At 74.0% G+C, this 23,992-nt stretch carries 20 protein-coding genes, 2 tRNA genes and 1 pseudogene; 19 read left to right on the top strand and 4 right to left on the bottom strand.

Annotation, left to right across the window (positions count from 1 at the left end; translation table 11 throughout):
- The first annotated feature begins 186 nt into the window (after positions 1-186).
- The 3 genes from LG396_RS09670 (at position 187) to LG396_RS09660 (ending at position 3,418) form a co-directional block, all read left to right on the top strand.
- Positions 187-1,464 (top strand): glutamate-5-semialdehyde dehydrogenase, encoded by a 1,278-nt coding sequence (locus tag LG396_RS09670; RefSeq protein WP_037753159.1) that lies wholly within the window; start codon positions 187-189, stop codon positions 1,462-1,464.
- Positions 1,465-1,660: 196 nt separating this feature from the next.
- Complete coding sequence (locus LG396_RS09665) at positions 1,661-2,155, top strand: SCO2584 family spore wall biosynthesis protein (RefSeq protein WP_372483479.1); 495 nt, start codon at positions 1,661-1,663, stop codon at positions 2,153-2,155.
- Between the two features lie 177 nt (positions 2,156-2,332).
- Positions 2,333-3,418, top strand: a complete 1,086-nt coding sequence (locus LG396_RS09660; RefSeq protein WP_225794403.1) for an SCO2583 family membrane protein — start codon at positions 2,333-2,335, stop codon at positions 3,416-3,418.
- A gap of 126 nt (positions 3,419-3,544) precedes the next feature.
- On the opposite strand, the gene LG396_RS09655 is transcribed toward LG396_RS09660, so the two are convergent.
- A complete protein-coding gene (locus LG396_RS09655; RefSeq protein ID WP_027766746.1) occupies positions 3,545-4,630 on the bottom strand; it encodes a M48 family metallopeptidase in 1,086 nt (361 codons plus the stop codon).
- Positions 4,631-4,868: 238 nt separating this feature from the next.
- On the opposite strand from LG396_RS09655, the gene LG396_RS09650 reads away from it, so the two are divergent.
- The 6 genes from LG396_RS09650 to LG396_RS09625 all read left to right on the top strand — a co-directional run bounded on the left by LG396_RS09650 (position 4,869) and on the right by LG396_RS09625 (position 8,764).
- On the top strand, positions 4,869-5,048 hold the full coding sequence (locus LG396_RS09650; protein ID WP_020679004.1) for a hypothetical protein: 180 nt from the start codon (positions 4,869-4,871) through the stop codon (positions 5,046-5,048).
- A 26-nt stretch (positions 5,049-5,074) separates the two neighbouring features.
- Positions 5,075-5,644, top strand: a complete 570-nt coding sequence (nadD, locus tag LG396_RS09645; protein ID WP_372483478.1) for a nicotinate-nucleotide adenylyltransferase — start codon at positions 5,075-5,077, stop codon at positions 5,642-5,644.
- Positions 5,645-5,744: 100 nt separating this feature from the next.
- The gene (locus tag LG396_RS09640) at positions 5,745-7,436 is read left to right on the top strand and encodes a LytR C-terminal domain-containing protein (RefSeq protein ID WP_225794402.1); all 1,692 of its coding nucleotides are present in this window, start codon (positions 5,745-5,747) and stop codon (positions 7,434-7,436) included.
- 100 nt (positions 7,437-7,536) lie between these two features.
- Entirely contained in the window at positions 7,537-7,968 is a 432-nt protein-coding gene (rsfS, locus tag LG396_RS09635; protein WP_018834310.1) for a ribosome silencing factor, read from the top strand.
- Positions 7,961-8,596 carry a histidine phosphatase family protein gene (locus LG396_RS09630; RefSeq protein ID WP_027741947.1) on the top strand — a complete coding sequence of 212 codons (636 nt, stop codon included), beginning with the start codon at positions 7,961-7,963 and terminating at the stop codon, positions 8,594-8,596. The genes rsfS and LG396_RS09630 overlap by 8 nt, the downstream gene beginning before the upstream one ends.
- A gap of 95 nt (positions 8,597-8,691) precedes the next feature.
- Positions 8,692-8,764, top strand: a tRNA-Ala gene (locus LG396_RS09625).
- Between the two features lie 12 nt (positions 8,765-8,776).
- On the opposite strand, the gene LG396_RS09620 is transcribed toward LG396_RS09625, so the two are convergent.
- On the bottom strand, positions 8,777-9,727 hold the full coding sequence (locus LG396_RS09620; protein WP_225794575.1) for a helix-turn-helix transcriptional regulator: 951 nt from the start codon (positions 9,725-9,727) through the stop codon (positions 8,777-8,779).
- 107 nt (positions 9,728-9,834) lie between these two features.
- Between LG396_RS09620 and LG396_RS09615 the strand changes: the two genes are divergently transcribed.
- The 10 genes and pseudogenes from LG396_RS09615 to LG396_RS09570 all read left to right on the top strand — a co-directional run bounded on the left by LG396_RS09615 (position 9,835) and on the right by LG396_RS09570 (position 22,650).
- Positions 9,835-11,331: an MFS transporter gene (locus tag LG396_RS09615; RefSeq protein WP_225794401.1), complete on the top strand. Its 1,497-nt coding sequence runs from the start codon at positions 9,835-9,837 to the stop codon at positions 11,329-11,331.
- A 246-nt stretch (positions 11,332-11,577) separates the two neighbouring features.
- Positions 11,578-11,811 carry a hypothetical protein gene (locus LG396_RS09610; RefSeq protein WP_026276023.1) on the top strand — a complete coding sequence of 78 codons (234 nt, stop codon included), beginning with the start codon at positions 11,578-11,580 and terminating at the stop codon, positions 11,809-11,811.
- A gap of 40 nt (positions 11,812-11,851) precedes the next feature.
- A tRNA-Ala gene (locus LG396_RS09605) sits at positions 11,852-11,924 on the top strand.
- Positions 11,883-12,101, top strand: a pseudogene (locus LG396_RS39925) (HTH domain-containing protein); the annotation flags it as partial. The gene LG396_RS09605 and the pseudogene LG396_RS39925, both read left to right, overlap by 42 nt.
- A 267-nt stretch (positions 12,102-12,368) precedes the next feature.
- On the top strand, positions 12,369-15,215 hold the full coding sequence (gene leuS / locus LG396_RS09595; protein WP_225794574.1) for a leucine--tRNA ligase: 2,847 nt from the start codon (positions 12,369-12,371) through the stop codon (positions 15,213-15,215).
- Positions 15,216-15,447: 232 nt separating this feature from the next.
- The gene (locus tag LG396_RS09590) at positions 15,448-16,203 is read left to right on the top strand and encodes a hypothetical protein (RefSeq protein ID WP_037752584.1); all 756 of its coding nucleotides are present in this window, start codon (positions 15,448-15,450) and stop codon (positions 16,201-16,203) included.
- Between the two features lie 111 nt (positions 16,204-16,314).
- The gene (locus LG396_RS09585) at positions 16,315-17,169 is read left to right on the top strand and encodes a DegV family protein (protein WP_225794400.1); all 855 of its coding nucleotides are present in this window, start codon (positions 16,315-16,317) and stop codon (positions 17,167-17,169) included.
- Positions 17,170-18,082: 913 nt separating this feature from the next.
- The gene (locus LG396_RS09580) at positions 18,083-18,826 is read left to right on the top strand and encodes a ComEA family DNA-binding protein (RefSeq protein ID WP_308190081.1); all 744 of its coding nucleotides are present in this window, start codon (positions 18,083-18,085) and stop codon (positions 18,824-18,826) included.
- Positions 18,827-18,986: 160 nt separating this feature from the next.
- Entirely contained in the window at positions 18,987-21,593 is a 2,607-nt protein-coding gene (locus LG396_RS09575) for a ComEC/Rec2 family competence protein (protein ID WP_225794399.1), read from the top strand.
- A 172-nt stretch (positions 21,594-21,765) separates the two neighbouring features.
- Positions 21,766-22,650 (top strand): YceI family protein, encoded by an 885-nt coding sequence (locus LG396_RS09570; protein WP_037752577.1) that lies wholly within the window; start codon positions 21,766-21,768, stop codon positions 22,648-22,650.
- Positions 22,651-22,952: 302 nt separating this feature from the next.
- Here the strand turns inward: LG396_RS09570 and LG396_RS09565 are convergent, their stop codons facing one another.
- Entirely contained in the window at positions 22,953-23,486 is a 534-nt protein-coding gene (locus LG396_RS09565) for a hypothetical protein (RefSeq protein WP_225794398.1), read from the bottom strand.
- 225 nt (positions 23,487-23,711) lie between these two features.
- Entirely contained in the window at positions 23,712-23,981 is a 270-nt protein-coding gene (locus LG396_RS09560; protein ID WP_027741958.1) for a hypothetical protein, read from the bottom strand.
- Positions 23,982-23,992 lie beyond the last annotated feature (11 nt).

Raw genomic sequence — 23,992 nt, 5'->3', positions numbered from 1 at the left:
GAGGGCCGTACCGGAGGCGGCGGGGGAGCGCACGCCCCGGCGTGCGCGGCGGGCTCTGCGCCCTGGGGCGGCTCCCGGCGCACGCGCGCGAGGCGAAGCGCGGGAGCACACACCCGCCGGTGCCCGCGTCTCGCGGAGTGATACGGCCCGTCCACGATGTCGGCACCGCCGACTACGCTGCTCGGCATGAGCAGCGAAACCCAGTCCCCGGTCCGCCAGGCCGCCCAGCGCGCGCGTACCGCGGCGGCGATCATCGCCCCGCTGCCCCGCGCGGCCAAGGACGCCGCCCTGCTGGCCGTCGCCGACGCCCTCCGGGCGCGCGCCGCGGAGGTCGTCGCGGCCAACGCCGAGGACGTCGCCCGCGCGCGGGCCGACGGGGTCTCCGACGCGATCGTGGACCGGCTGACGCTCACCGAGGAGCGGATCGCCGGCGTCGCCTCCGACGTCCGGGACGTCGCCAAGCTGCCGGACCCCGTCGGCGAGGTGGTCCGCGGCTCCACCCTGCCGAACGGCCTGGAGCTGCGCCAGGTGCGGGTGCCGCTGGGCGTCGTCGGCATCATCTACGAGGGCCGGCCCAACGTCACCGCGGACGCCGCCGCGCTGTGCCTGAAGTCGGGCAACGCGGTGCTGCTGCGCGGCTCCTCCTCCGCGTACGCCTCGAACGCCGCCCTCGTCGCCGTGCTGCGCGACGCGGTCGCCTCCGCCGGGCTGCCGCCGGACGCGGTGCAGCTGGTGCCCGGGCAGAGCCGCGAGTCGGTGCACGAGCTGATGCGCGCCCGCGGCCTGGTCGACGTGCTGATCCCGCGCGGCGGCGCCGGCCTCATCCGCACCGTCGTCGAGGAGTCCACGGTCCCGGTGATCGAGACCGGCACGGGCAACTGCCACGTGTACGTGGACGAGCACGCCGACCTCGACCTCGCCGAGAAGATCCTCGTCAACTCGAAGGCCCAGCGCCCCAGCGTGTGCAACGCCGCCGAGACCGTCCTCGTCCACCAGGCCGTGGCCGACGTCTTCCTGCCCCGCGCGCTGCGGGCGCTCGGGGCCGCCGGCGTCACCGTGCACGGGGACGACGCCTGGGTGAAGGCGGGCGCCGCGGCGGGCGTGGAGGTACAGCTCGCCGACGACGAGGACTGGGCCACGGAGTACCTGTCGTACGACATCGCGGCGGCCGTGGTGCGCTCCCTGGACGACGCGGTGGCGCACATCCGCCGCTGGTCCTCCGGGCACACCGAGGCAGTCGTCACCCGCGACACCGGCGCGGCCCGCCGTTTCACCGCATTGGTCGATTCCGCGGCGGTCATGGTGAACGCCTCCACCCGGTTCACCGACGGCGCGGAGTTCGGCTTCGGCGCGGAGATCGGCATCTCCACGCAGAAGCTGCACGCCCGCGGGCCGATGGGGCTGCCGGAGCTGACCTCGACGAAGTACGTCGTCACGGGCGACGGCCAGCTCAAGGGCCAGTAGCCCGGCGCCCGACCGCCGAACGGACCATCCGGACCCTTTGCGCCCGGCGGCCGACCCGAAGCCGCGAGAGGGCCGTACAGGCCCCTTCCCGCGGCCCGCGGCCGCCCTCCGTGCGCGCCCGTCGCGGTGGCCGGGAGCCGACTCCGGATCCCGCGTTGCCTGGCGCATCCCGACTGTCCCGGTTTACGCTGGTCGGGTGCCGGACGATGTGGGGGGCAGGCCACCGTACGCCGACGGTGACGAGCCCGACAGCCACCACCACGGAGGCGCGGACGAAGAGTTCGCCGCCGTGGTGCTCGACGAGGACTTCGTCCGCTCCGCGCACTTCCACGAGCCCAGCGCCGTGGAGCGCATGGTCGGCGCCGCGGAGGCGCGCGCCCAGGCCGAGGCCGTCCTCGACGGCGCCGCGCAGGACGAGCGGCTGTACGACGGCTGGGACGACCCGGACGCCCCCGACCCGTACGGCCCCTACGGCGGCGCCCTGCGCCCGTACCGCGGCCACGGGCACTGGCAGCGCCCCGTCGCCCTCCTGCTCGCCCTCCTCCTCGGCGTCGGCATAGTCGCGCTGTCCTTCGCCGCCGTGTACCGTTCCGGCCCCGACGGCCGCGACGACGCCCCGCCCCCCGGCGGCTCCAGCCCGTCGGCCACGACCGGCGCGGACGCCCGCGAGCCGTCGCTGACGCCGCGCTGAGCCCTGCGGCCCCCCCCGCCGGACCGGCGCCGGCGAACTACGGCAACCGCTTCCGCCCGATTGATCCACACCCTCCCCCTACGTCCTGCTGCCATGGGCGGCACCCCCATGGCGCAGTGGCAAGTTGGCGTTGACGCGCCGGTTTACGTGGGGCGCCGCGGACCTACTCTTCTGTATATGGCCGGGCACGAAGGCCCGCCCGACGGGACCCCCGAGCGCGCCCCCGGAGGCGGAGACGACGAATACCGCTCCATCGTCTTCGATGAGGCGTTCGTCAAGGCTGCCCGCCTGGAGGAGTACTCCGCCCGCGAGCGCGTCGGCGACCACAGCCCCGCCGTACGCAGCCGCCGCCCCCAGCGGCCCGGCGCCTCCCGGCAGGCCCTGGTACTCGTCCTGCTCATCGCGCTCGCCTTCGGCACCGCCATCTACATGGGCGTACGCCACCCCTACCGGCAGCCCGGCGTCCCCGCCGCGGCGCCGCTGCGCAGCACCGTCGTCCCGCTCACCCCCGAGGGCCCGGTGCCCGGCGGTGCGCCCGGCGAGCTGATCGCCGGCAGCCCCGCCGCGGACTTCGGCACCGGTGCCGCCGGCATCGAGCTGCCGGACCCGGCGGCGACCCGGAACTTCACCGAGGAACAGGTCGTCCAGGCCCTCACCGCCAGCAAGGACTACCTCGTCACGTCCGCCGTCGACGTCCACACGCTCACCGGCCACAACGTCCGCGACATCCGCGTCCAGCTCGACCCGCAGCAGCACGGCCAGTTCGACCAGAGCCTGGCGCGCCCCGCCGACGACGGCAGGCACGCCGCGACCGGCTGGATGGTCCGCTTCGACCCCGAGCACGTGCGGCTGGCCGACGAGAGCGTACGGGTCGACGGCGCGGTGACGTTCGCGGAGGTCGGCGAGCAGGAGCTGGAGGTCAGTGCCGACCACGTCTTCGTCTACGTGCTGGGCCCCGCGAAGGCGTCCGCCGGGACGCCGGGGAAGGCGGACGCCTCGCTGTTCACCGTGCGCCGCCAGGTGCGCCTCCGCTTCGACCACGACGACCTGCGGGACCGGCAGCTGGAGCTGGCCGAGACCGCGCTGACCGCCGGGCCGCTGGCGTGCACCGCGGACGCCTCGGGGTATCTGCGGCCGCTGCTGGCCGGCGAGCGGGACCCGCAGAAGACGCCGCACGGCACCAACCCGTTCGCGACGCCGGGGCAGTTGAGCGGCTCGCTGTGCGGGGTGCTGGACACGGGGCAGGCCACGCAGGCGTCGTAGCACGCGCCGTACGGAGAAGCGCCGCACGAGGAAGCACGTACGAAAGACGCCGCCGCCCCGGGACGAGGGGGCGGCGGCGTCGTGCGTACGGTGGGCGCTGCTCGCTGAGCGGAGGGGGGACGGTGCTCAGTTGGGCGAGGCGTCCGAGGGTCCGGAGCCGTCAGACGGAGTGGAGCCGCCGGCACCGCCGGAGCCGCGGCTGTTGAAGCGGTCCCGCAGCTTGCCGCCTATGTCGGCGGTGCCGCCCGCGATGTCGTTCACGAGCCGCAGCAGCGGGTCCTTGCTGTTCTTCACCGTGTCCGCGTAGCTGCTGGCGGACTCGCGGAAGGACTCGCGCGCGGAGGCGTCCTTGTCCTCGTCGCGCCGCGGGTAGTGGCCGTCCATGATCCGCTGGTAGTCGCGGCTCTCCGCCCACCGCTTCAGCTCTGCGGCGCGGATGGTGGTGAACGGGTGGCTGCGCGGCAGCACGTTGAGGATCTTCAGGACGGAGTCGCGGACGTCGCCGCCCTTGTCGTACTCCTCGGCCTGCTGGAGGAACGCGTCGACGTTCATCTGGTGCAGGTGGTTGCCGCCGGCGAGCTTCATCAGCCCGCGCATCGACGCCTCCAGGTCCTGCCCGACGAGCAGCCCGGCGCGGTCCGCGGACAGCTCCGACTTGCGGAACCACTCCAGCAGCGCGGCGATGATGGCCCGTATCGCCAGGGCGCCCAGCGGGATCCAGGCGAGCGCGAGGGCGAGGTTGGTGAGGAAGAGCATGATCGTGCGGTACACCGAGTGGCCGGAGAGCGCGTGGCCCACCTCGTGCCCGACGACGGCCCGCATCTCCTCCTCGTCGAGCAGCTCGACGAGGCCGGTGGTGACGACGATGATCGGCTCGTCCATGCCGATGCACATCGCGTTGGGCTGGGGGTCCTGCTTGACGTACATCTGCGGGACCTTGTCGAGGTCCAGGATGTAGCAGGCGTCGCGCAGCATGTCGTGCAGGTGCTGGAACTGCTGGTCGCTGACCCGCACCGAGTCGGAGAGGAACAGCAGCCGCAGCGAGCGCTCCGGCAGCATGCCGCTTATCGCCTTGAAGACCTTGTCGAAGCCGGTGAGCTTGCGCAGCGAGACGAGTGCGGAGCGGTCGGCGGGGTGCTCGTACGCCCGCGAGGAGATGTCCGGGAACCTCCTGCGTTCTCGGCTCGGCACGTTCTTGTTGAGTTCAGGCATGTCTGTCCGTCCCCTCCCCGTACGTCTGACCCCCAAGGCTAGTGCGACAACGGGCCGGCGCGGCGGGGAGTTCCGTAGCAGGTTCGTCACGGCATCCGTACCCGGCGGTGACCTCGGCCTCCGCCGCGGCGGCCGCGCCCGGCGCCCCCGATGGCGGAGCCGACGTGGGGGCGGGCCGCGGACCCGCTTACGATGTCGAGGCACGCCCACCCGACGACACGGATTGGCCACAGTGACCATGAGCGCTCTGACCGCCGCCCACGACCTCGCCGTGACCCTCGCCTCCGCATCCGAGAGCGGTGGCGGCGGCGAGCACGAGAGCAACTCCAGTCTCAACCCGTACTTTGTCGGCGGGAGCGCGCTGTTCATCCTGCTGCTCCTGCTGTTCATCACCACCCGCTTCAACCGGGACCGCTGACTGCGGTGAGGCGCAGACTGGGCGTGATGGGCGGGACGTTCGACCCCATCCACCACGGTCACCTGGTGGCGGCGAGCGAGGTCGCCGCCCGCTTCCACCTCGACGAGGTGATCTTCGTGCCCACGGGGGAGCCGTGGCAGAAGAGCGACAAGGTGGTCTCGCCGCGCGAGGACCGGTATCTGATGACCGTGATCGCCACGGCGTCGAACCCGCAGTTCTCGGTCAGCCGCATCGACATCGACCGCGACGGCCCGACGTACACGATCGACACCCTCCGGGAGCTGCACGGGCTCGAACCGGAGGCGGAGCTGTTCTTCATCACCGGCGCCGACGCGCTCTCCCAGATCTTCACCTGGCGGGGTGCCGAGGAGCTGTTCTCACTGGCGCACTTCATCGGCGTGACCAGGCCGGGTCACCAGTTGCACGACCCCGGGCTGCCCGAGGGCAGGGTGTCGCTGGTCGAGGTTCCCGCGCTCGCCATCTCGTCGACGGATTGCCGGGAACGGGTGGCTCGCGACGAACCCGTCTGGTATTTGGTGCCTGACGGCGTTGTTCGCTACATCAACAAGCGAAGGCTTTACCGCGACCGGGACTGACGCGCAGGATCTACGAGGGCGGCAGGGGGCCGCACGGGGAGCGAAGGGTAAGCACGGGGGGAACCGTGGGCGGGGATTGCCCATTATGGAAGGGGCACCAGTGAACGACGGATACCGCGGCCCGCAGGGCCACGACCCGTACCAGGACCCCTACGCCCGCGGCCACGACCCGTACGGCCGGCAGGGCTACGACTACGACCAGCAGGGCGCCCCCCAGGACCCCGGCGGCCAGGGCTACCGGGACCAGTCCGGCGGCTACGGGTACGACTACGACCCGTACGCCCAGCAGCCCCCGCCCCCGCAGCAGCACGCCCCCTACCCGGCCCAGGCCCCCCACCCCCGGGCGCAGCAGCAGCACTACGCCCCGCACGCCCCGCCCCCGGCCGTCGGGTACGACTACGACTACGACCCCTACGGCCCGGCCGCGCACTCCGGCGAGCAGCCCGTGACGCCCGTAACGCCCGACGGCGAGTGGGGACGCATCCCGCAGCAGCGCCCGCCGGGGGAGCCCCCCGGCCAGGGCCGGCCGCCCCACGAGCCGCCCGACTACGCGACCGAGCAGTTCTCCTTCGTCGAGGACGAGACCGAGTCCTCCGAAGACGTCATCGACTGGCTGAAGTTCACCGAGAGCCGCACCGAGCGCCGCGAGGAGGCCAAGCGCCGCGGCCGCAACCGCCGCGTCGCGCTGCTGGTCGTCATGGTCCTCGCCGTGCTCGGCGGCACCGGATACCTGTGGGCCACCGACCGCCTGCCCTTCGTCGGCGGCGAGTCGGCGCCCGCGGCGGCGGGCGAGGAGAAGCGCGACACCCTCGTGGTGCACCTCCACGACACCGACGGCGGCCCCAGCGCCACCGCCCTGCTCGTGAACAACGCCACCACCGGCAAGGGCACCACCGTCCTGCTGCCCAACGACCTCGCCGTCTCCGGCGACGACGGCACCGCCACCACGCTCGGCCAGGCGGTCGACGAGCAGGGCGCGGGCGCCACCCGGGACGCGATCGACGGGCTGCTCGGCTCGCAGATCAAGGGGAGCTGGCGGCTGGACACCCCGTACCTGGAGATCCTCGTCGAGGGCGTCGGCGGCATCACCGTCGACGCCGACGCCACCGTGCCCGGCGCGAAGAAGGGCGACGACCCGCTGGTCGAGAAGGGCCAGAAGCGCAGCCTCAACGGCGAGGCGGCCATCGCGTACGCCACCCACCACACCGACGGCGAGCCGCAGACGGCGCAGCTCCAGCGCTTCGGGCAGGTCATGCAGGCCGTGCTGAAGAAGCTGCCGAGCGACACGGCGGGCGCCAAGAACCTGGTGAAGTCGATGGGCATGGTCCTCGACCCGTCCCTGTCCGAGGCCGAGCTGGCCGCGTCCCTGGCGTCGCTGTCGGAGCTGGCCAAGGAGGGCGCGTACGCCACCGAGACGCTGGAGGTCGGCGACGACGGCCGGCCGAGCGAGCAGGCCACGCAGAAGGTCGTCGAGGACGTCCTCGGCGGCACGGTCAAGAGCCCCGAGGGGGCCGCGGCCGCGCGGGTCAGCGTGCAGAACGGCGCGGGCAGCGCGAAGCCGGCGGAGACGGCGAAGGTCGCGCTGGTCAACGGCGGGTTCACGTTCGTCGACGGCGGCCGGGCGGCGGAGCCTGCGGCGGCCTCCGAGGTGCGGTACGCGGACGCGGCGGCGAAGGAGCAGGCCGTGCAGGTCGCCAAGACGCTGGGGCTGCCGGAGAAGGCGGTGGCCAAGGGTAAGACGCCGGCGAACGCGGACGTGGCGGTCGTCCTCGGGCAGGACTACGAGGGGTGACGGTGCCGGGAGCCACGGGGCTGTCGTACGGGCGTGAGATCCTGGAATACGTATCCGCAGTGATACCCCGAGTTCCCGACAGAAGTGGACAGCCCCGCCCGTGACCGCAACGGACCGCTCCATCGACCTGGTCAGCACCGCGGCCCAGGCCGCCGCAGACAAGCTCGCGCACGACATCGTCGCGTACGACGTCAGCGACGTCCTCGCCATCACCGACGCCTTCCTGCTCGCCTCGGCGCCCAACGACCGCCAGGTCAAGGCCATCGTGGACGGCGTCGAGGAGGCGCTGCTGAAGGAGCGCGGCGCCAAGCCGGTGCGGCGCGAGGGCGAGCGGGACGGCCGCTGGGTCCTCCTGGACTACTCGGACATCGTGGTCCACGTGCAGCACTCGGAGGAGCGCGTGTTCTACGCGCTGGAGCGGCTCTGGAAGGACTGCCCCCTGCTCGACCTGCCGCCGGACGCCGTGGCCACCCGCGGCCGCGCCGCTGAGTACGCGGACGCGCACGGCGACGGGGCCCGGCGGGATGCGTGACCGCCGGATCGTCCTGTGGCGGCACGGCCAGACGGCCTGGAACCTGGAGCGGCGCTTCCAGGGCCAGACCGACATCGAGCTGACCGAGGCGGGCGTGCTGCAGGCGCGGCGCGCCGCCCGGCTGCTGGCGGCGCTGCGGCCGGACGCGATGATCTGCTCCGACCTGCTGCGCACGCGCGCCACGGCCGCGGAGCTGGCGTCGCTGACGCGCCTGGAGGTGACGTACGACAGCGCGCTGCGTGAGACGTACGCGGGCGCCTGGCAGGGGCTGACGCACGACGAGATCATCGCGCGGCACGGCGAGCAGTACGCGGCGTGGAAGCGCGGCGAGCCGGTGCGGCGGGGCGGCGGGGAACTGGAGACCGAGGTCGCGGACCGGGCGGCGCCGGTGGTGCTGGCGCACGCCGACAAGCTGTCGGAGGCCGGGACCCTGGTGGTGGTCAGCCACGGGGGCACGATCCGGACGACGATCGGGCGGCTGCTGGGCATCGAACCGCGGAACTGGGAGGCGCTGGGCGGGCTGTCGAACTGCAGCTGGTCGGTGCTCGGGGAGTCGGTGCGCGGCTGGCGGCTGCTGGAGCACAACGCGGGGAGCCTGCCGGAGCCGGTGCTGGGGGACGACACATAGGGGCGGGGTGTCTCCCGGATAACCGATTTTTGTTTCCGGCCCCTCTCCGGCTAAGCTTTAGCTCGTTCGCCGCCGGGAACGGCAGGCGGCTGCAAGGGGCTATAGCTCAGTTGGTAGAGCGCTTGCATGGCATGCAAGAGGTCAGGAGTTCGATTCTCCTTAGCTCCACGCGAACGTTCTTCAGGATCCCGTCCCGCTGGGGCGGGATTCGTCGTTTTCGGGAACCCGCAGCTTCGCCTGGCGGGCGCGCTCCTCCGACAAGGGCCGGGCGTGGGTCGGGCAGCCGACCAGGGGGTCCGCGAGGGTCCGCAGGCAGTCGAGCAGCTTGCGGCTGACCTCGTCGGCGGGGGAGTAGACCACGATCCGGGTCTCCGGCATGCCCGTGACCGACAGCGACGTCGACACGCAGCGCAGCTCGCCGACCGAGGCGTGCTGGACGACCTTGATGCGCGAGCCCGGCGGCGCCACGTCCCCGCTGCGCCACATCGCCGCGAAGTCCTCGCTGATCTCGGAGAGGCCGCGGATCAGCCCCTCCCAGGACGGCTCGCCGACGTGCCGCCCGTACGCCCCGCGGAACGTGGCCACCAGCATCGGCAGCTCCTCGTCCCGGTTGACCATCGCGCAGCAGCACGCGCGGGCGGAGAAGAGCTGCCACAGCACGTTCCGCTCCTGCGGCCCGGCGGCGCGGACGGCCGGGAACATCCGCTCGTACAGGTCGTTGGCGGCGAGCACGTCATAGCGTGAGTTGTAGACGGCCGCGGGCAGGTCCATGGCGGCCAGGATCGCCAGCACCTCCGGGCCGACGGACTGGGCGGCGGCGGCCGGCTCGGGTGCGTACGGAACCTCCGCCAGGTGGTACAGGTGCTCGCGCTCCATGGCGTCGAGGCGCAGCGTGCGCGCCACCGCGTCGAGCACCTGCGGGCTGGCGTTGATGCGCCGGCCCTGCTCCAGCCACGTGTACCACGTGACGCCGACGCCGGAGAGCTGCGCGACCTCCTCGCGGCGCAGCCCCGGGGTGCGGCGCCGCGGGCCGGGCGGCATGCCCACGTCCGCGGGGGTGATGCGCGCCCGGCGGCTGCGCAGGAAGGACGCCAGCTCCGGCCTGCGGCGTGTGTGCGCCTCCATCGTCATGCTCATCTCCCCAGGGTCGGGCCGGTGGGCCCGCCGTGCCAGGTGCTGTCAGTACCAGCATCAGCAGGCTCTCATTACCAGTACAGCCCCGGGGGGATGCTCGCGGTATGCGTGAGACCACCACGACCTCCCCCGCCGGCCCCCGGTCGTCCGGCACCGCCGATGCCTCCAGTAAAGCGCCCGGCACCGACAATGCGTCCGGCGTACGTCCCGGCTGGCTCCTCGGCATCGTGCTGGCCGGTCAGTTCATGGCGCTGCTCGACGTCTTCATCGTCAACGTCGCCGCCCCCACCATGCGCACCGACCTGGGCACCTCCGGCGCGGAGCTGCAGCTGATCGTCGCCGGGTACGTCATCTCGTACTCCGTGCTGCTGATCACCGGTGCGCGGCTCGGCGCCATGCTCGGCCACCGCCGCATGTACCTCGGCGGGCTCGTGCTCTTCACCGCCGCCTCGCTGGCCTGCGGGCTCGCCGCCAGCTCCGGGCAGCTCATCGCGTTCCGGCTGGTGCAGGGCGCGGGCGCCGCGGCGATGATCCCGCAGGTGCTCAGCCTCATCCAGCGCAACTTCACCGGCACCGCGCGCGTCCGGGCCCTCGGCGTCTACGCGGCCGTGCTGGCCACCGGCGCCGCCGCCGGGCAGATCGCGGGTGGCCTGCTGGTCAGCGCCGACCTCTTCGGCTGGAGCTGGCGCCCGGTGTTCCTGGTGAACGTCGTCGTCGGCATCCCCCTCCTGGTGCTCGGTGCCCGGGTGCTGCCCCGCGACGAGCCGCGCCCCGCGGCGGGCGGCGGCCCGGTCTACGGCGGGGTGCTCGACCGCGGCGGCCTGGTGCTGCTGGCGTCCGCGGTGTCCCTGTTCACCGTGCCGCTGGTGCTCGGGCAGGAGCTGGACTGGCCCGTCTGGGGCTGGGTGATGCTGGGCGGCAGCGTCGCGGCGGCGGTGGCCTTCGCGGCGTACGAGTCGAGCCTGGCGCGGCGCGGGGGCGTGCCGCTGTTCCCGCCGCGCGTGGTGCGTGCGCCGGGGATGCCCGTATCCGTCGTGCGCGCCGGGCTCGCGATGGTGGTCAACAGCGCGTTCATGTTCGTCATGGCGCTGCACCTCCAGGCCGGGCTGGGCTTCGGCGCGCTGCGCGCGGGGCTGACCTTCGTGCCGACCGCCGTCGCCTTCGGCGTCGCGGGGCTGACCTGGCAGCGGCTCCCGGAGCGGCTGCGCCCCGCGCTGGTGCCCACGGGCTTCGCGACGCTCACCGTGTCGTTCCTCGCGGTCGGGCTGGCGATGCGCGACGGCGGCGAGGGCGGCCCCGGCTTCTACCTCGGGCTGACCGGCGTCGGCCTGGGCCTGGCGCTCGCCTTCAGCCCCAGCCTGACCGGCGCACTCTCGCTCGTACGCCCCGAGGACGCGCCGCACGCCAGCGGCCTGATGACCACCACCGCGCAGCTCGGCGGCCTCATAGGAGTGGCGACGGTCGGCACCCTGTATCTGGAGCGCCTGGGCGCGCTGACGGTGCAGAACTCCGCGGACGCGGTGTGGGACTCGTCGGTCGCGCTGGCCGCTGTGGGGGTGCTCGGGCTGCTTGCGGGGGTTCGGTACCGGTATCGGCGCTGACCGCCCTTGCCGCGCGTGGCAGAATCACAGCATCCTCACAGGGCGGAAGCCGAAGGGAGGGGCTGCGAGATGCCTTCGTGCGCCACCGGGAGGCAGCCGGCGGCCGACACCCGTCGGCCGGGAGCGATCCGCGCCTCCGCCCTGCACTGTCCAGCCTGCGGTTCCTCGCACGTCGCGCAGGTGCTCGGTGACAACGGCGGAGTGTCCTATGTGTGCACGGCCTGCGGCCATAGCTGGAGCTGAGTGATGGGAGCACACAGCAGGAAGTGCGACTGGTGCGGGAACGGCACCCCCATCGTGCGCGACATGGAGCCGCTCAACCCCGACTACCAGTACTGGTGCGAGGAGTGCGCGCGGGCGCTGATCATAAAGGGCGACCCCATCGAGACGTACCGCGAGCTGGAGGGCGAGCCGATCTACGGTCGGCTGCTGGACGAGCACTGCACGCTCAAGCGCTTCTACTCGTTCGCGACGGCCTGATCGCCCGCCGCCCCCGGTGGGGTAAGGTGAGGCCCGCCCGGGGGCTATAGCTCAGTTGGTAGAGCACTTGCATGGCATGCAAGGGGTCAGGAGTTCGAATCTCCTTAGCTCCACTCGCACCGGTCGGGGCCGGTGCCCCGGACGGACGCCGCACCATGAGCTGCATGGCCGTTCCGCCCTCGCGCATGTTGCACCTGCTGTTGCTGCTGCAGTCCCGGCGGGACTGGCCCGGCCGCGTGCTGTCCGAGCGGCTCGGGGTCAGCGATCGCACGCTGCGCCGCGACATCGACCAGCTGCGCGGCACCCGTGGGGCGGCCGGACAGGGACTGAAGCGGCGCCGGGCCCCGCGCGCCCGGACCGCGGGACCGGGGGGCGAAAAAGGGCACCTCGGGCCCCGACCCGGCTGCGATACCCTGAGCACATGCGTGCCCGACGCCTTCTGCTTAGCGGGCCGCGCTGACGAAGGAAGCACTCAGCGCGGCGTCCCCTCCTGTGCGAGGGGATTTTTCGTTTCCGCCCCCGACCGCCGGCAGAGACCACCAGGAGCTTTGAGGACGATGAGCAGCGAGACGACGACCGCCGCCGCCACCGAGTCAGTGCCGGCGACGGCACCGCACCGCTACACCGCGGCCCTGGCCGCGGAGATCGAGGCACGCTGGCAGGACTTCTGGGAGCGCGAGGGCACGTACGCGGTGGACACGGCCGCGGCGTCGGACCGGCCCCGGAAGTTCATCATGGACATGTTCCCGTATCCCTCGGGCGCCGGCCTGCACGTGGGCCACCCGCTGGGGTACATCGCCACCGACGTCTCCGCCCGCTACCAGCGCATGACGGGCCACGACGTGCTGCACACCATGGGCTTCGACGCCTTCGGCCTGCCCGCCGAGCAGTACGCCGTGCAGACCGGCACCCACCCGCGCGTCACCACAGAGGCGAACATCGCCTCCATGCGCAGCCAGCTGAGCCGCCTGGGCCTGGGGCACGACAGGGACAGGTCGTTCGCCACGATCGACCCGGACTACTACAAGTGGACCCAGTGGATCTTCCTGCAGATCTTCGAGTCCTGGTACGACGAGGAGGCCGGCGCCGCCCGCCCGATCGCCACCCTGGTCGAGCAGTTCGAGACCGGTAAGCGCGAGACGCCCGACGGGCGCCCCTGGGCCGGGCTGACGGCCGTGGAGCGCGCCGAGGTGCTGAGCGGCCACCGGCTGGCGTACGCCTCCGACTCGCCGGTCAACTGGTGCCCCGGCCTGGGCACCGTGCTGGCCAACGAGGAGGTCACCGCCGACGGCCGCTCCGAGCGCGGCAACTTCCCCGTCTTCAAGGCGAACCTGCGGCAGTGGATGATGCGCATCACCGCCTACGCCGACCGGCTGCTGGCCGACCTGGCCGACCTGGACTGGCCCGAGGCCATCAAGCTGCAGCAGCGCAACTGGATCGGCCGCAGCGAGGGCGCCCGCGTCGACTTCCCGGTCGACGGGCACGAGGGCACGCAGATCCCGGTCTTCACCACCCGCCCCGACACCCTGTTCGGTGCCACCTACATGGTGCTGGCGCCCGAGCACCCGCTGGTCGACGGCATCGTCCCGGCCGGCTGGCCGCAGGGCACCCACGAGGTGTGGACCGGCGGGCACGCCACGCCCGCGGAGGCGGTGGAGACGTACCGCGCGCAGGCCGCCGCCAAGTCCGACGTCGAGCGGCAGGCCGAGGCCAAGGAGAAGACGGGCGTCTTCACCGGCGCGTACGCGCTGAACCCCGTCAACGGCGAGCGCGTCCCGGTCTTCATCGCCGACTACGTCCTGATGGGCTACGGCACCGGCGCCATCATGGCCGTACCCGGGCAGGACGCGCGCGACTGGGAGTTCTCCGAGGTCTTCGAGCTGCCCATCATCCGCACCGTGCAGCCGCCGGCGGACTGGGACGGCAAGGCGTACACCGGCGAAGGACCCGCGATCAACTCCGCCGGCGACGGCATCGACCTGAACGGACTGGAGGTCGCCGAGGCCAAGCGGAAGATCATCGCCTGGCTGGAGGACCGCGGTGTCGGCGAGGGCACCGTCAGCTTCCGGCTGCGCGACTGGCTGTTCAGCCGCCAGCGCTACTGGGGCGAGCCCTTCCCGATCGTCTACGACGAGAACGACGTCGCCCACGCCCTGCCCGAGTCGATGCTGCCGCTGGAGCTGCCCGAGGTCGAGGACTACTCGCCGCGCACCTTCGACCCGGACGACGCCGGCAGCCGTCCGGAGACGCCGCTGTCGCGCAACGCGGACTGGGTGAACGTCACCCTGGACCTGGGCGACGGCGCGGGGCCGCGGCGCTACCGGCGCGAGACCAACACCATGCCCAACTGGGCCGGCTCCTGCTGGTACGAGCTGCGCTACCTGGACCCGCACAACGCCGAGCGGCTGGTCGACCCGGCGATCGAGCGCGCCTGGATGGGCCCGGCGGAGGGCAAGCCGAACGGCGGCGTCGACCTGTACATCGGCGGCTCCGAGCACGCCGTGCTGCACCTGCTGTACGCGCGCTTCTGGTCCAAGATCCTGTACGACCTGGGGTACGTCTCGTCCGCCGAGCCGTTCCACAAGCTGTTCAACCAGGGCATGATCCAGGCGTACGTCTACCGCGACGCCCGCGGCTTCCCGGTGCCCGCCGCGGAGGTCGAGGAGCGCGACGGCGGCTACTGGTACGGCGGCGAGCAGGTCAGGCGCGAGCTGGGCAAGATGGGCAAGTCCCTGAAGAACGCCGTCACGCCCGACGAGATCTGCGCCGAGTACGGGGCGGACACGCTGCGGCTGTACGAGATGGCCATGGGCCCCCTGGACGTCTCCCGGCCCTGGGACACCCGCGCGGTCGTCGGCCAGTACCGGCTGCTGCAGCGGCTGTGGCGCAACGTCGTCGACGAGTCGACCGGCGCCGTCACCGTCGTGGACGCCGAGCCGGACGAGGAGACGCTGCGGGCGGTGCACAAGGCGGTCGACGGGGTCACCAGGGACATGGCGGGGCTGCGCTTCAACACCGCCATCGCGAAGGTGACGGAGCTGAACAACCACGTCACCAAGCTGCCCGCGGTGCCGCGGAGCGCCGCCGAGGCGCTGGTGAAGCTGGTCGCGCCGCTGGCGCCGCACGTCGCCGAGGAGCTGTGGCACCGGCTGGGCCACGGCACGACGGTGGTCTACGAGCCGTTCCCGGTCGCCGATCCGCGGTACGTGGCCGACGAGACCGTCACGTGCGTGGTGCAGGTCAAGGGCAAGGTCAAGGCCCGGCTGGAGGTGCCGACCGACATCTCCGAGGCGGAGCTGGAGGCGGCGGCGCTGGCGGACGAGGCGGTCGTGCGGGCACTGGGCGGGGCTCCGGTCCGGAAGGTGATCGTACGGGCGCCGAAGCTGGTGAACATCGTCATCTGACACCGCCGTCCGGGACACCGGGCGCCCCTCGGGGCGTTTCCGGACGCCCGGGCGGGAGGACGGACGGACACCCTGACGGGAGTCCGCGGGAGCATTCCCTAAGGGACGATTCCGGGAAGGCCGGGGGCCGGCGGGGCCACCCGGCCTTTCCCGTACCCCGTACGCTTGAGGGGAGACCGCCTGCCGTGGCCGCCGGGGCCTGCGGGGCCCGAGATGGAGGGATGCAGACCTCATGGACGTCGTCGTCGCTCTGCTGGCGCTGTTCTTCGTGCTCTGTGTCGCGGCGGGCGTGGTCCTGACCGTCAAGGCGACGCGGGCGGTGAAGCGCGGCGTCGAGCGCACGGTCGCCGATACCCGCAAGACGGTCCAGGAGACCACGCTCAAGGCCCGCCGCGCGGTGCAGCCGGGCGCGGCAGGCGACATCGCCGGCCTGCGGCTCACCCTGCGCAGTTCCGTCGACTCCACCCGCCGCGAGCTGGAGCACGCGGTGGAGGGCGATCCCGGCCTGCGCGAGTCGATCGGCCTGCTGGACCGGCTCCACGAGTACGCGCGCCAGGTCGACGGCGAACTGCGGCACCTGGAGCGCGAGCCGGACAAGTCGCGCGTCGCGGAGCGGCTTCCGGAGCTGCGCAGCCGTGCGGAGCGGATAGCGCAGTCGGCGAACTCGCTGCGCTGGGCGGCGCAGGACCGCGCGCGGCACACGGCGGAGGACGAGGACGGGCTGGACGCGCTGACGACCCAGATCGACCTGGAGACCGGCGCGTTGCGGCACTGGACGCCGGCGGCGGAGCAGGAGTCTGCGGAGGCGGCCGGGTCCGGTGAGCGGTCCGGTGAGCGGTCCGGCAAGGACGCGCGGGCGGGGGACGGTGCGGGCCGCTCGCCGAAGCAGCAGGCGGCGCTGTCGTCCGGTGGGACGGCGGAGGGGCAGGACGCCTTCCAGGCGCTGCTGGCGAAGATCGAGAAGCTGCGCAAACCGGAGTCGGCGTAGCGTTGCCCGGAGGGCCGGGCCGCCGGCTGCGGTTCGGCCGACCGCCTGGCCCGTACGCGCCGTGCGGCCCTCGGATGCGGGGTGTTCGGCGAGCCCAGTAGTGTCTTGGGCATGTCCCCCGATGTCGCGATCGTCGCCGATTCCACGGCCTATCTGCCGCCCGAGGCGATGCGGCGGCACGGCATCATCTCCGTCCCGCTGACCGTCGTGCTCGGCGACCGGGCACTGGAGGAGGGCACCGAGATCTCCGCCCGCTCGCTGGCCGAGGCGCTGCGCAAGCGGAACCCGGTGACGACGTCCCGGCCCAGCCCGGCGCTCTTCGCGGCGACGTACCGGAAGGCCGCGGAGGCGGGTGCGCGGGGCATCGTGTCGCTGCACCTGTCCGCGGAGTTCTCCGGGACGTACGACGCGGCGGTGCTGGCGGCGAAGGAAGCGCCGGTGCCGGTGCGGGTGGTGGACACCCGGATGGTCGCGATGGCCCTCGGCTTCTGCGCGATCGCCGCCGCCCGGGCGGCGGAGGCCGGCGGCGCCGTCGACGACGCGGTGGAGGCGGCGGAGCGGCGCGCGGCGGGCACGTCGGCGTTCTTCTACGTCGACACCCTGGACTACCTGCGCCGCGGCGGCCGGATCGGCACCGCGCAGGCGCTGCTGGGCTCGGCGCTGGCGGTGAAGCCGCTGCTGCGGCTGGACGGCGGGTGGATCGAGCTGCTGGAGAAGGTCCGTACGGCCGGGCGGGCGATCCACCGGCTGGAGGAGCTGGTGCTCGAAACGGCGGCGGAGGGCCCGGTGGACGTCGCCGTGCACCACCTGGCGGCGGCGGAGCGCGCGGCGGAGCTGGCGGACCGGCTGCGCGAGCGGGTGCCGGGGCTGGGGGAGCTGCACTTGAGCGAGGTGGGCGCGGTCATCGGGGCGCACACGGGGCCGGGGCTGCTCGGCGCGGTGGTGTCGCGGCGGGGCGGCGCGTAGCCGCGGGTTGTCCACAACCGGCGGGTTATCCACAGGAATTGCCCATGATCAGCAGGGGTGGGGGCGGGGCTCGTACCTTCGGGCCATGAGCGCACGTACGGAGACCAGGGGACCGGGCCGCCACGGACCGGGCAGGCGCCGCATGCGCGGGAGCGCGGCGGCGGGCGGGCCGGGGCGGAGCCCGCGGGGAGCCCGCGCGGGGCAGGACGCAGTGGTGGCGGGGGAGCCCGCGAGGACACCGCGGGAGCAGCTCCGGCACAGGGCGACGACGATGCTCGCGCCCCCGCCTCCGCACTCCCGGCACCTGCCGGGAGAACCACCGCCGCAGCTCCACTGGTCCAGCAAGGACCCCCCGCGGTTCCCCCGGAGGGGGGCGGTGGAGAAGGCCGGCCGGGCGGCTGCGGAGCCATCGTCGGCTGGGTGGCGCGAAGGCGGCACGGCCCGCTCCGATGACGCCGCCGCGCGAGAATCCCGCCAAGCAGCACCTGCTGCCCCGCCGTTGCCACCCGAGGGTGGTGCCGGCGGGCACCTGGCTCAGGGCGGCGCAGAGCGGGCGCGGGATGTTCCCGCGCCCGCTTTCCGGGCCGACGGAGCGGGGCCGCCGGGGCTGCGGCAGCCGCCCGGACGTCCGGCCGCGGGCAGCGGCGCCGGCGGAGCGTCGCCGTCCCGGGCCCCCGCACCCGCCGCTGCACCCGCGTCCGTACCCGACGCTCCTCCCGCACCCGTGCCCGCTACTGCTCCCGCACCCGTGCCCGCTACTGCTCCCGCACCCGCGCCCGCTACCGCACCCGCTTCCGCACCCGCGCCCGCGTCTGCCTCCGGCTTCGTGCGTGCCCGGGCACCCGCTCCCATCTCCGCCTCCGTGCCCCCTCGCACCGCCGCATCCGCATCCGTCCAGGACTCCGAGCCCGCCGTGACCCCACAACCGGCCCCGGACCGGGGAGAGGTCGGGACGTGGGAGCGGTGGCGGGCGACGGTCCGGGAGCGGTTGCCGGTGTGGATCCGGCTGCGGTGCGGGCTGGAGCCCGCGACGTGCGCGGCCCTGGTGCTGGTGCTCGTTGCCGGGACCGCGCTCGCCGCGTACCACTTCTGGTCCGGCCGCCCCCAGCCCGTACGGCCTCCGGAGGCACGCGGCGCAGCGCCACCGCCCGCCGCGGAGGCGGCGGTGCCCGAGGCCTCGGGGGAGCCGGGCGCCCGTCCGGCGGGGGACCTGGTGGTGGACGTCGTCGGCAAGGTGCGCGAGCCGGGTGTCCACCGGCTGCCCGCCGGGTCCCGCGTCGAGGACGCGTTACGCGCCGCGGGCGGTGTCGGCCCGAACGCCGGGGCCGACGGCCTCAACCGGGCGCGGCCACTGGTCGACGGCGAGCAGATCGTCGTCGGCGAACCGCCCTCGGCGGCACCGGGCGCGCCACCCGCACCGCCGGTCCCCGGCGCGAGCCCACCGGCGGGAGGCGGCTCACCCACGGGGGTGGTGAGCCTCAACTCGGCGACGCCGGAACAGCTCGACGCGCTGCCCGGCATCGGCCCCGTGCTGGCCCAGCACATCATCGACTACCGAGACCAGAACGGCGGCTTCACCGACGTCGAGCAGCTCCGCGACGTGAACGGCATCGGCGACAGCCGCTTCGCGGACCTCCGTCCCCATGTCCAGCCGTGACCCCGCCCCCACCGCGACCACCGCCGCGACGTCCGTGCAACGCCCCGCGCCCCGGGCCCGGTTGCGGGATGGGCGACGGGCGGGCGGAGCGGCGGCCCCGTCCGGCGCGGCAGGGGCGCCGGCGGAGGGACCGGCCGATCTGCGGCTGGTGCCCCCGGCGTTGGCCGCATGGGCGGCGGCGGCCCTGGCGCTGGGCCGGGAGGGCGCCGCGGTGCCGGTGGCCTGCGCGCTGGCGACGGCCGCCGCGGTGGGGCTGCTTGCGATGGCCCGGCGCCGGGGAAGGCGCAGGATGCCGCCGTCGGCCTGCGGCGTCCGCCCGGCCGCCGCCGGGAGGTCGCGGGTGCTGGTCGCGGGGGCCGCCGCGTTGCTCTGCGGCGCAGCGGGAGCAGGGACGGCGGCGCTGCACGGCGCCGACCTCCACCGCGGTCCGCTGCCCGCGGTCGCCGAGCGGTACGGGCAGGCCACCGTCGAGATGGAGGTGACCTCCGACCCCCGGCCGGTCCGCCCGCAGGTCCGCGGCCCTGCCGCCGCGCCCGCCGCCGTACTCGTCAGAGCCGAAGCCCGCCTCGTCACCACCACATCCCCGACGCCCCCGATCAGCCCGGCAACCTCACCCCGCAACCCAGCCACTCCGCCGACCTCCGAAGCCCCGGGTCCCGCGCTGTCCTCCTCCGCCGTGCCCACCCCCGCCTATGCCACCCCCGAAGCCACCGGTGCCCAACAACCTGTCACCCCGCCGGGCCCCGCCACCACCGGCCGCCAGTCCACCCGCGTGCGGACCCCCGTGCTGGTCCTCGTCCAGCCGCGGGACTCCGGCGCGCGGCGGGCGTGGCTGGGGCTGCTGCCCTCGACCCGGCTGCGGGTCGACGCGCGGGTCTCGCCGGACTCCGGGGGCGGCCGGGCCGTGGGCGCCGTCCTGCGCGCCGCCGGGGACGGGCCGCCGGAGGTCGTGCGGGGGCCGAGTGATCTGCAACGGGCCGCGGGCGCCCTGCGGGGCGGGCTGCGCGAGGCCACCGACGGGCTGACCGCCGACGCCCGCGCGCTGCTGCCCGGGCTCGTCGTCGGCGACACCTCCCGCATCCCCGCCGAACTCCAGGACGCCTTCCACGCCACCGACCTCACCCACCTCCTCGCCGTCAGCGGCGCCAACCTCACGGTCGTCCTCGCCCTCCTCATCGGCCCGCCCCACCTCGCAGCCCGCGCCGAGCGCCGCGGGCTCGCCCCGCGGCTCGGCATCCCGCTGCGCGCCACCGCGCTCCTCGGCGGCCTCCTCACCCTCGGCTTCGTCGTCGTCTGCCGCCCCGAGCCGAGTGTGCTGCGGGCCGCGGCCTGCGGCCTCATCACCCTGCTCGCCCTCGGCACCGGGCGGCGCCGCTCCCTGCTGCCCGCCCTCGCCGCCGCCGTCCTGCTGCTCGTCCTCTACGACCCGTGGCTGGCCCGCGAGTACGGCTTCCTGCTCTCGGTGCTGGCCACCGCCGCGCTGCTCACCCTCGCGCCCCGCTGGAGCGCGGCGCTGCGTGCCCGCCGCGTGCCGCCGCGGCTCGCCGAGGCGCTGGCGGCGGCGGGCGCGGCGCAGGCGGTGTGCGCGCCGGTCGTCGCGGTGCTCGCGGCGCGGGTCAGCCTGGTCGCGATCCCGTGCAACCTGCTCGCCGAGTTCGCCGTCGCGCCCGCCACCGTCCTGGGGTTCGCCGCGCTCGCGGTGGCCCTGCCCGCGCTGCCGGCCGCCGAGCTGCTGGCGACGCCCGCGGGGTGGGCGGCGGAGTGGATCGCCGGGGTCGCCAGGACCGGCGCCGCGCTGCCCGGTGCCACGTACGGCTGGCCCGGCGGCTGGTACGGCGGGCTGGCGCTGGCCGCCGTGACGCCGCCGCTGCTGCTCGGCCTGCGCCGGCTCGCCCATCACCGGTGGCTCTGCGTCGCCTGCGCGCTGCTGGTGCTGCTGGCCGTGCTCCGCCCCGTCCCCCTCACCCGGGTCCTCACCGGCTGGCCGCCCGCCGGCTGGCGCCTCGTGGCGTGCGACGTCGGGCAGGGCGACGCGCTCGCGCTGGCCGCGGGCGACGGGGAGGCGGTCGTCGTCGACACCGGCCCGGACCCCGCGCTCGTCGACCGCTGCCTGCGCGACCTCGGCGTCCGCCGCATCCCCCTGCTCGTCCTCACGCACTTCCACGAGGACCACGTCGCCGGCCTGGCCGGCGTCCTCCGCGGCCGGGCCGTGGGCGCCGTCCAGGTCGGCGGACTCGACGAGCCGCCGGGCCAGGCGGCTGCCGTGCGCCGTACGGCCGCCGCCGCGGGCGTGCCGGTGATCCGCGCGCGGCCGGGGGAGCGGCGCCGGGCGGGCGGGCTGTCGTGGCAGGTGGTGTGGCCGGCGGCGGGCACCCCGCCCCCGGCCGGGCCGAACGACGCCAGCGTCACCCTCCTCGTACGCACCGGGGGTCTCACCGTGCTGCTGCCCGGCGACCTGGAGCCGCCCGCCCAGCGTGCGCTGCTCGCCGCCGTCCCCCGACTGCCCCGCGTCGACGCCCTGAAGGTTCCGCACCACGGCTCCGCCTACCAGGACCACGAGCTGCTGCGGCGCCTCGGACCCCGCTTCGCCCTCGTCAGCGCGGGCACCGGCAACCCGTACGGCCACCCGTCGCCCCGCACCGTCGCCGCCCTGCGTGCCCAGGGCGCCGCGGTCCTGCGCACCGACGAGCACGGTCCGCTCGCCCTCACCGCGGGGGGAGACGGCAAGGAGGACCGTGCTCCCGCGGCCGTCGTCGGCGGCAAGTAGCCGAGTCCGACCGGCCCGTGGAAGATCCAAACGGACCGGTGAAGTCCGGCACTTGACCCAACCCCGCACCAGCCGCCACAACCCGGCGGGGAACCCCCGGTTTGCATAGAAAGCAACACCAGTGCTCGAATGAATGCCCGAGCTACTGAAATTCCACGGGGGTGGATGCTTCATGATCGGACGTCTCCGACGCAGATCCTCGGCCACGGCGACCCGGCGCGGCGCCGGCCTGGTCGGCCTGCAGGTTCCCGCGCACGCGGGGGTCCTGAGCTGCCGCGTGCTCGACCCCGTCGAGCAGCCGCTGCCGCAGGCCGAGGTCGTACTCGCCGACGCCGCCGGGCGCAGAGTGGTCAGCGGGGAGAGCGATCCGTTCGGCACCTTCGTCGTCGCGGTCCCCGCCGGCGGCTACCGCCTCTCGGTCAACGCCGAGGGCTTCACCCCGTACCGCGGCGAGGTCGAGGTCGCCGAAGGCGCCCACCACTCCCTCGGCGACCTCACGCTCAGCCCCTCCCCGCTCCCGCAGCTCCCGCCGCCCGGCGACTGGGAGATCGACCCGGCGCACACCACCATCGCGTTCGTCGCGCAGCACATCGGCATGGCGCGCGTACGCGGCCGGTTCAACGCCTTCAACGGCGCCCTGCGCGTCGGCGAGCGCATGGAGGACTCCGCGATGCGTGTCGCCATCGAGGCGGCCAGCATCGACACCAACATCAAGATGCGCGACGACCACCTGCGCTCCGCGGACTTCCTCGACGTCCAGCGCTACCCGGCCATCGAGTTCGCCAGCGACCGCTTCCTGCACCGCGGCGGCGCCCGCTGGGCCGTCACGGGCGCGCTCTCCATCCACGGCGTCAACCGCACCGTCACACTGGACACCCGCTACCTCGGCACCGGCTACGGCATGGAGGGCGAGCTGCGCGCCGCCTGCCGGGCCACCGTCGAGCTGCACCGCGAGGACTTCACGCTCAACTGGCAGCACATGCTCGCGCGCGGCATCGCCGTCGTGGGCTCCAGCATCCAGATCGAACTGGACATCCAGGTGGTGGCGGCGGCGTAACGCTGCCTGTTCTGCCGGATTGCCCTCGACCACGTCCAGGACACGGAGTGCGGCCCCCGCTCGGCGAGCGGGGGCCGTAGTTCACCGATCGCATGCGTCATGATTGCGCGATCGATGCCGAACCATCAGGGCCGACAGGTCGTGCGTGGCGCCATGGCGGAGGTGTACGCGGTCGACGAATACCGATCAGCGATCAAGGTCTCGGCGTGCCCCACCGCCAACCATGCACGACCTGGTCGGGACAGGCGCGGAGCGGTCCCAGTGCCCGACGGCACGCGGACACCGGGAGGGGCTGCTCAGCGTCAGGCAGCCTCGCCCTGGTCCTGCTCGGAGCCCTCGACCTCGATGGGCACGTTGTTGTGCTTGCCCACGACCGCCGGCTTGATGTCGCCGGTCTTGATGACCTCGTTCTGCGCGGGCTGGCTGACGTGCTTGGAGTCCTTGGTCAGGTAGTTGGCCTGGTCACCCGGGCCGTACTCCTGCGCCAGCAGCGCGTCGCCCTCGAAGTAGTAGATCGTGATGTGGTCGGGCTTCGCCTTCTGGTGGTGCGGGGTGGCCTGCGGAGCCGTCGGGGCGGCTGCGGGAGCGTCCGAGGCCGGGGCGGCCTCCGGAGCCGTCGCCGGGGTGGTCTCCGGAGCCGTCGCCTCGGAGGTCTCCGGGGTGGCCTCCGGAGCCGTCGCCCCGGAGGTCTCCGGGGTGGCCTCCGGAGCCGTCGCCTCGGCGGTCGCCGGGGTGGGCTCCGGAGTCGTCGAGGCCGCGGAGGCCGCCGGGGCAGCCATCGCGGCGATGCCGATGATCGCGCCCACGGTGGCCGCGGCACGTGCGAGGTTCTTCATGGATTCCTCCATCTTGCGATGTGAACAGGACGCTTCCGACCGCCGGAAGCCTGGGCAGTCTTGTCGATGTCCGTGCCGTGAGCCGCGAAGACGCGCTGTGATCACCCATTGGGGGAGGAATAAGGATAAACAGGCTATTTTTGGGACAAATCGGACTTCTCGCCCTCGTGCCGCACCCGGGGCGGCGTATTCGCCCGGGCCCGGCAGGATCCCAAACGGCAGGCCCTACCCCGCCGGGCCGTCCGGCAGCGTCGCGGACCCCTCCAGCCACCCGTCGTACGACTCCGCCAGCTCCTCCAGCTCCGCCGCCAGGGCCTCCCGCGCGTCCTCGACGACGACGAGCCACTGCGCGTCCTCCGCGTCGTCCTCGCCGGCCAGGGCGTCGCGGATCAGCTGCGGCTCCCCGGTCAGGCCGAAGCGCTCCACGGCCAGCCCCGCCACCTCCTGGGCGGCGTCGCGGTCGGGCAGCACGAGTACGTACGTCAGGTCGCTCACGCCGCCATTGT

This window comes from Streptomyces aculeolatus, assembly GCF_020400605.1.
GTDB classification, from domain to species: Bacteria; Actinomycetota; Actinomycetes; order Streptomycetales; family Streptomycetaceae; genus Streptomyces; species Streptomyces aculeolatus.
Note: the sequence above shows the minus strand (reverse complement) of the source record. Positions and strands in the feature narration are given on the sequence as shown.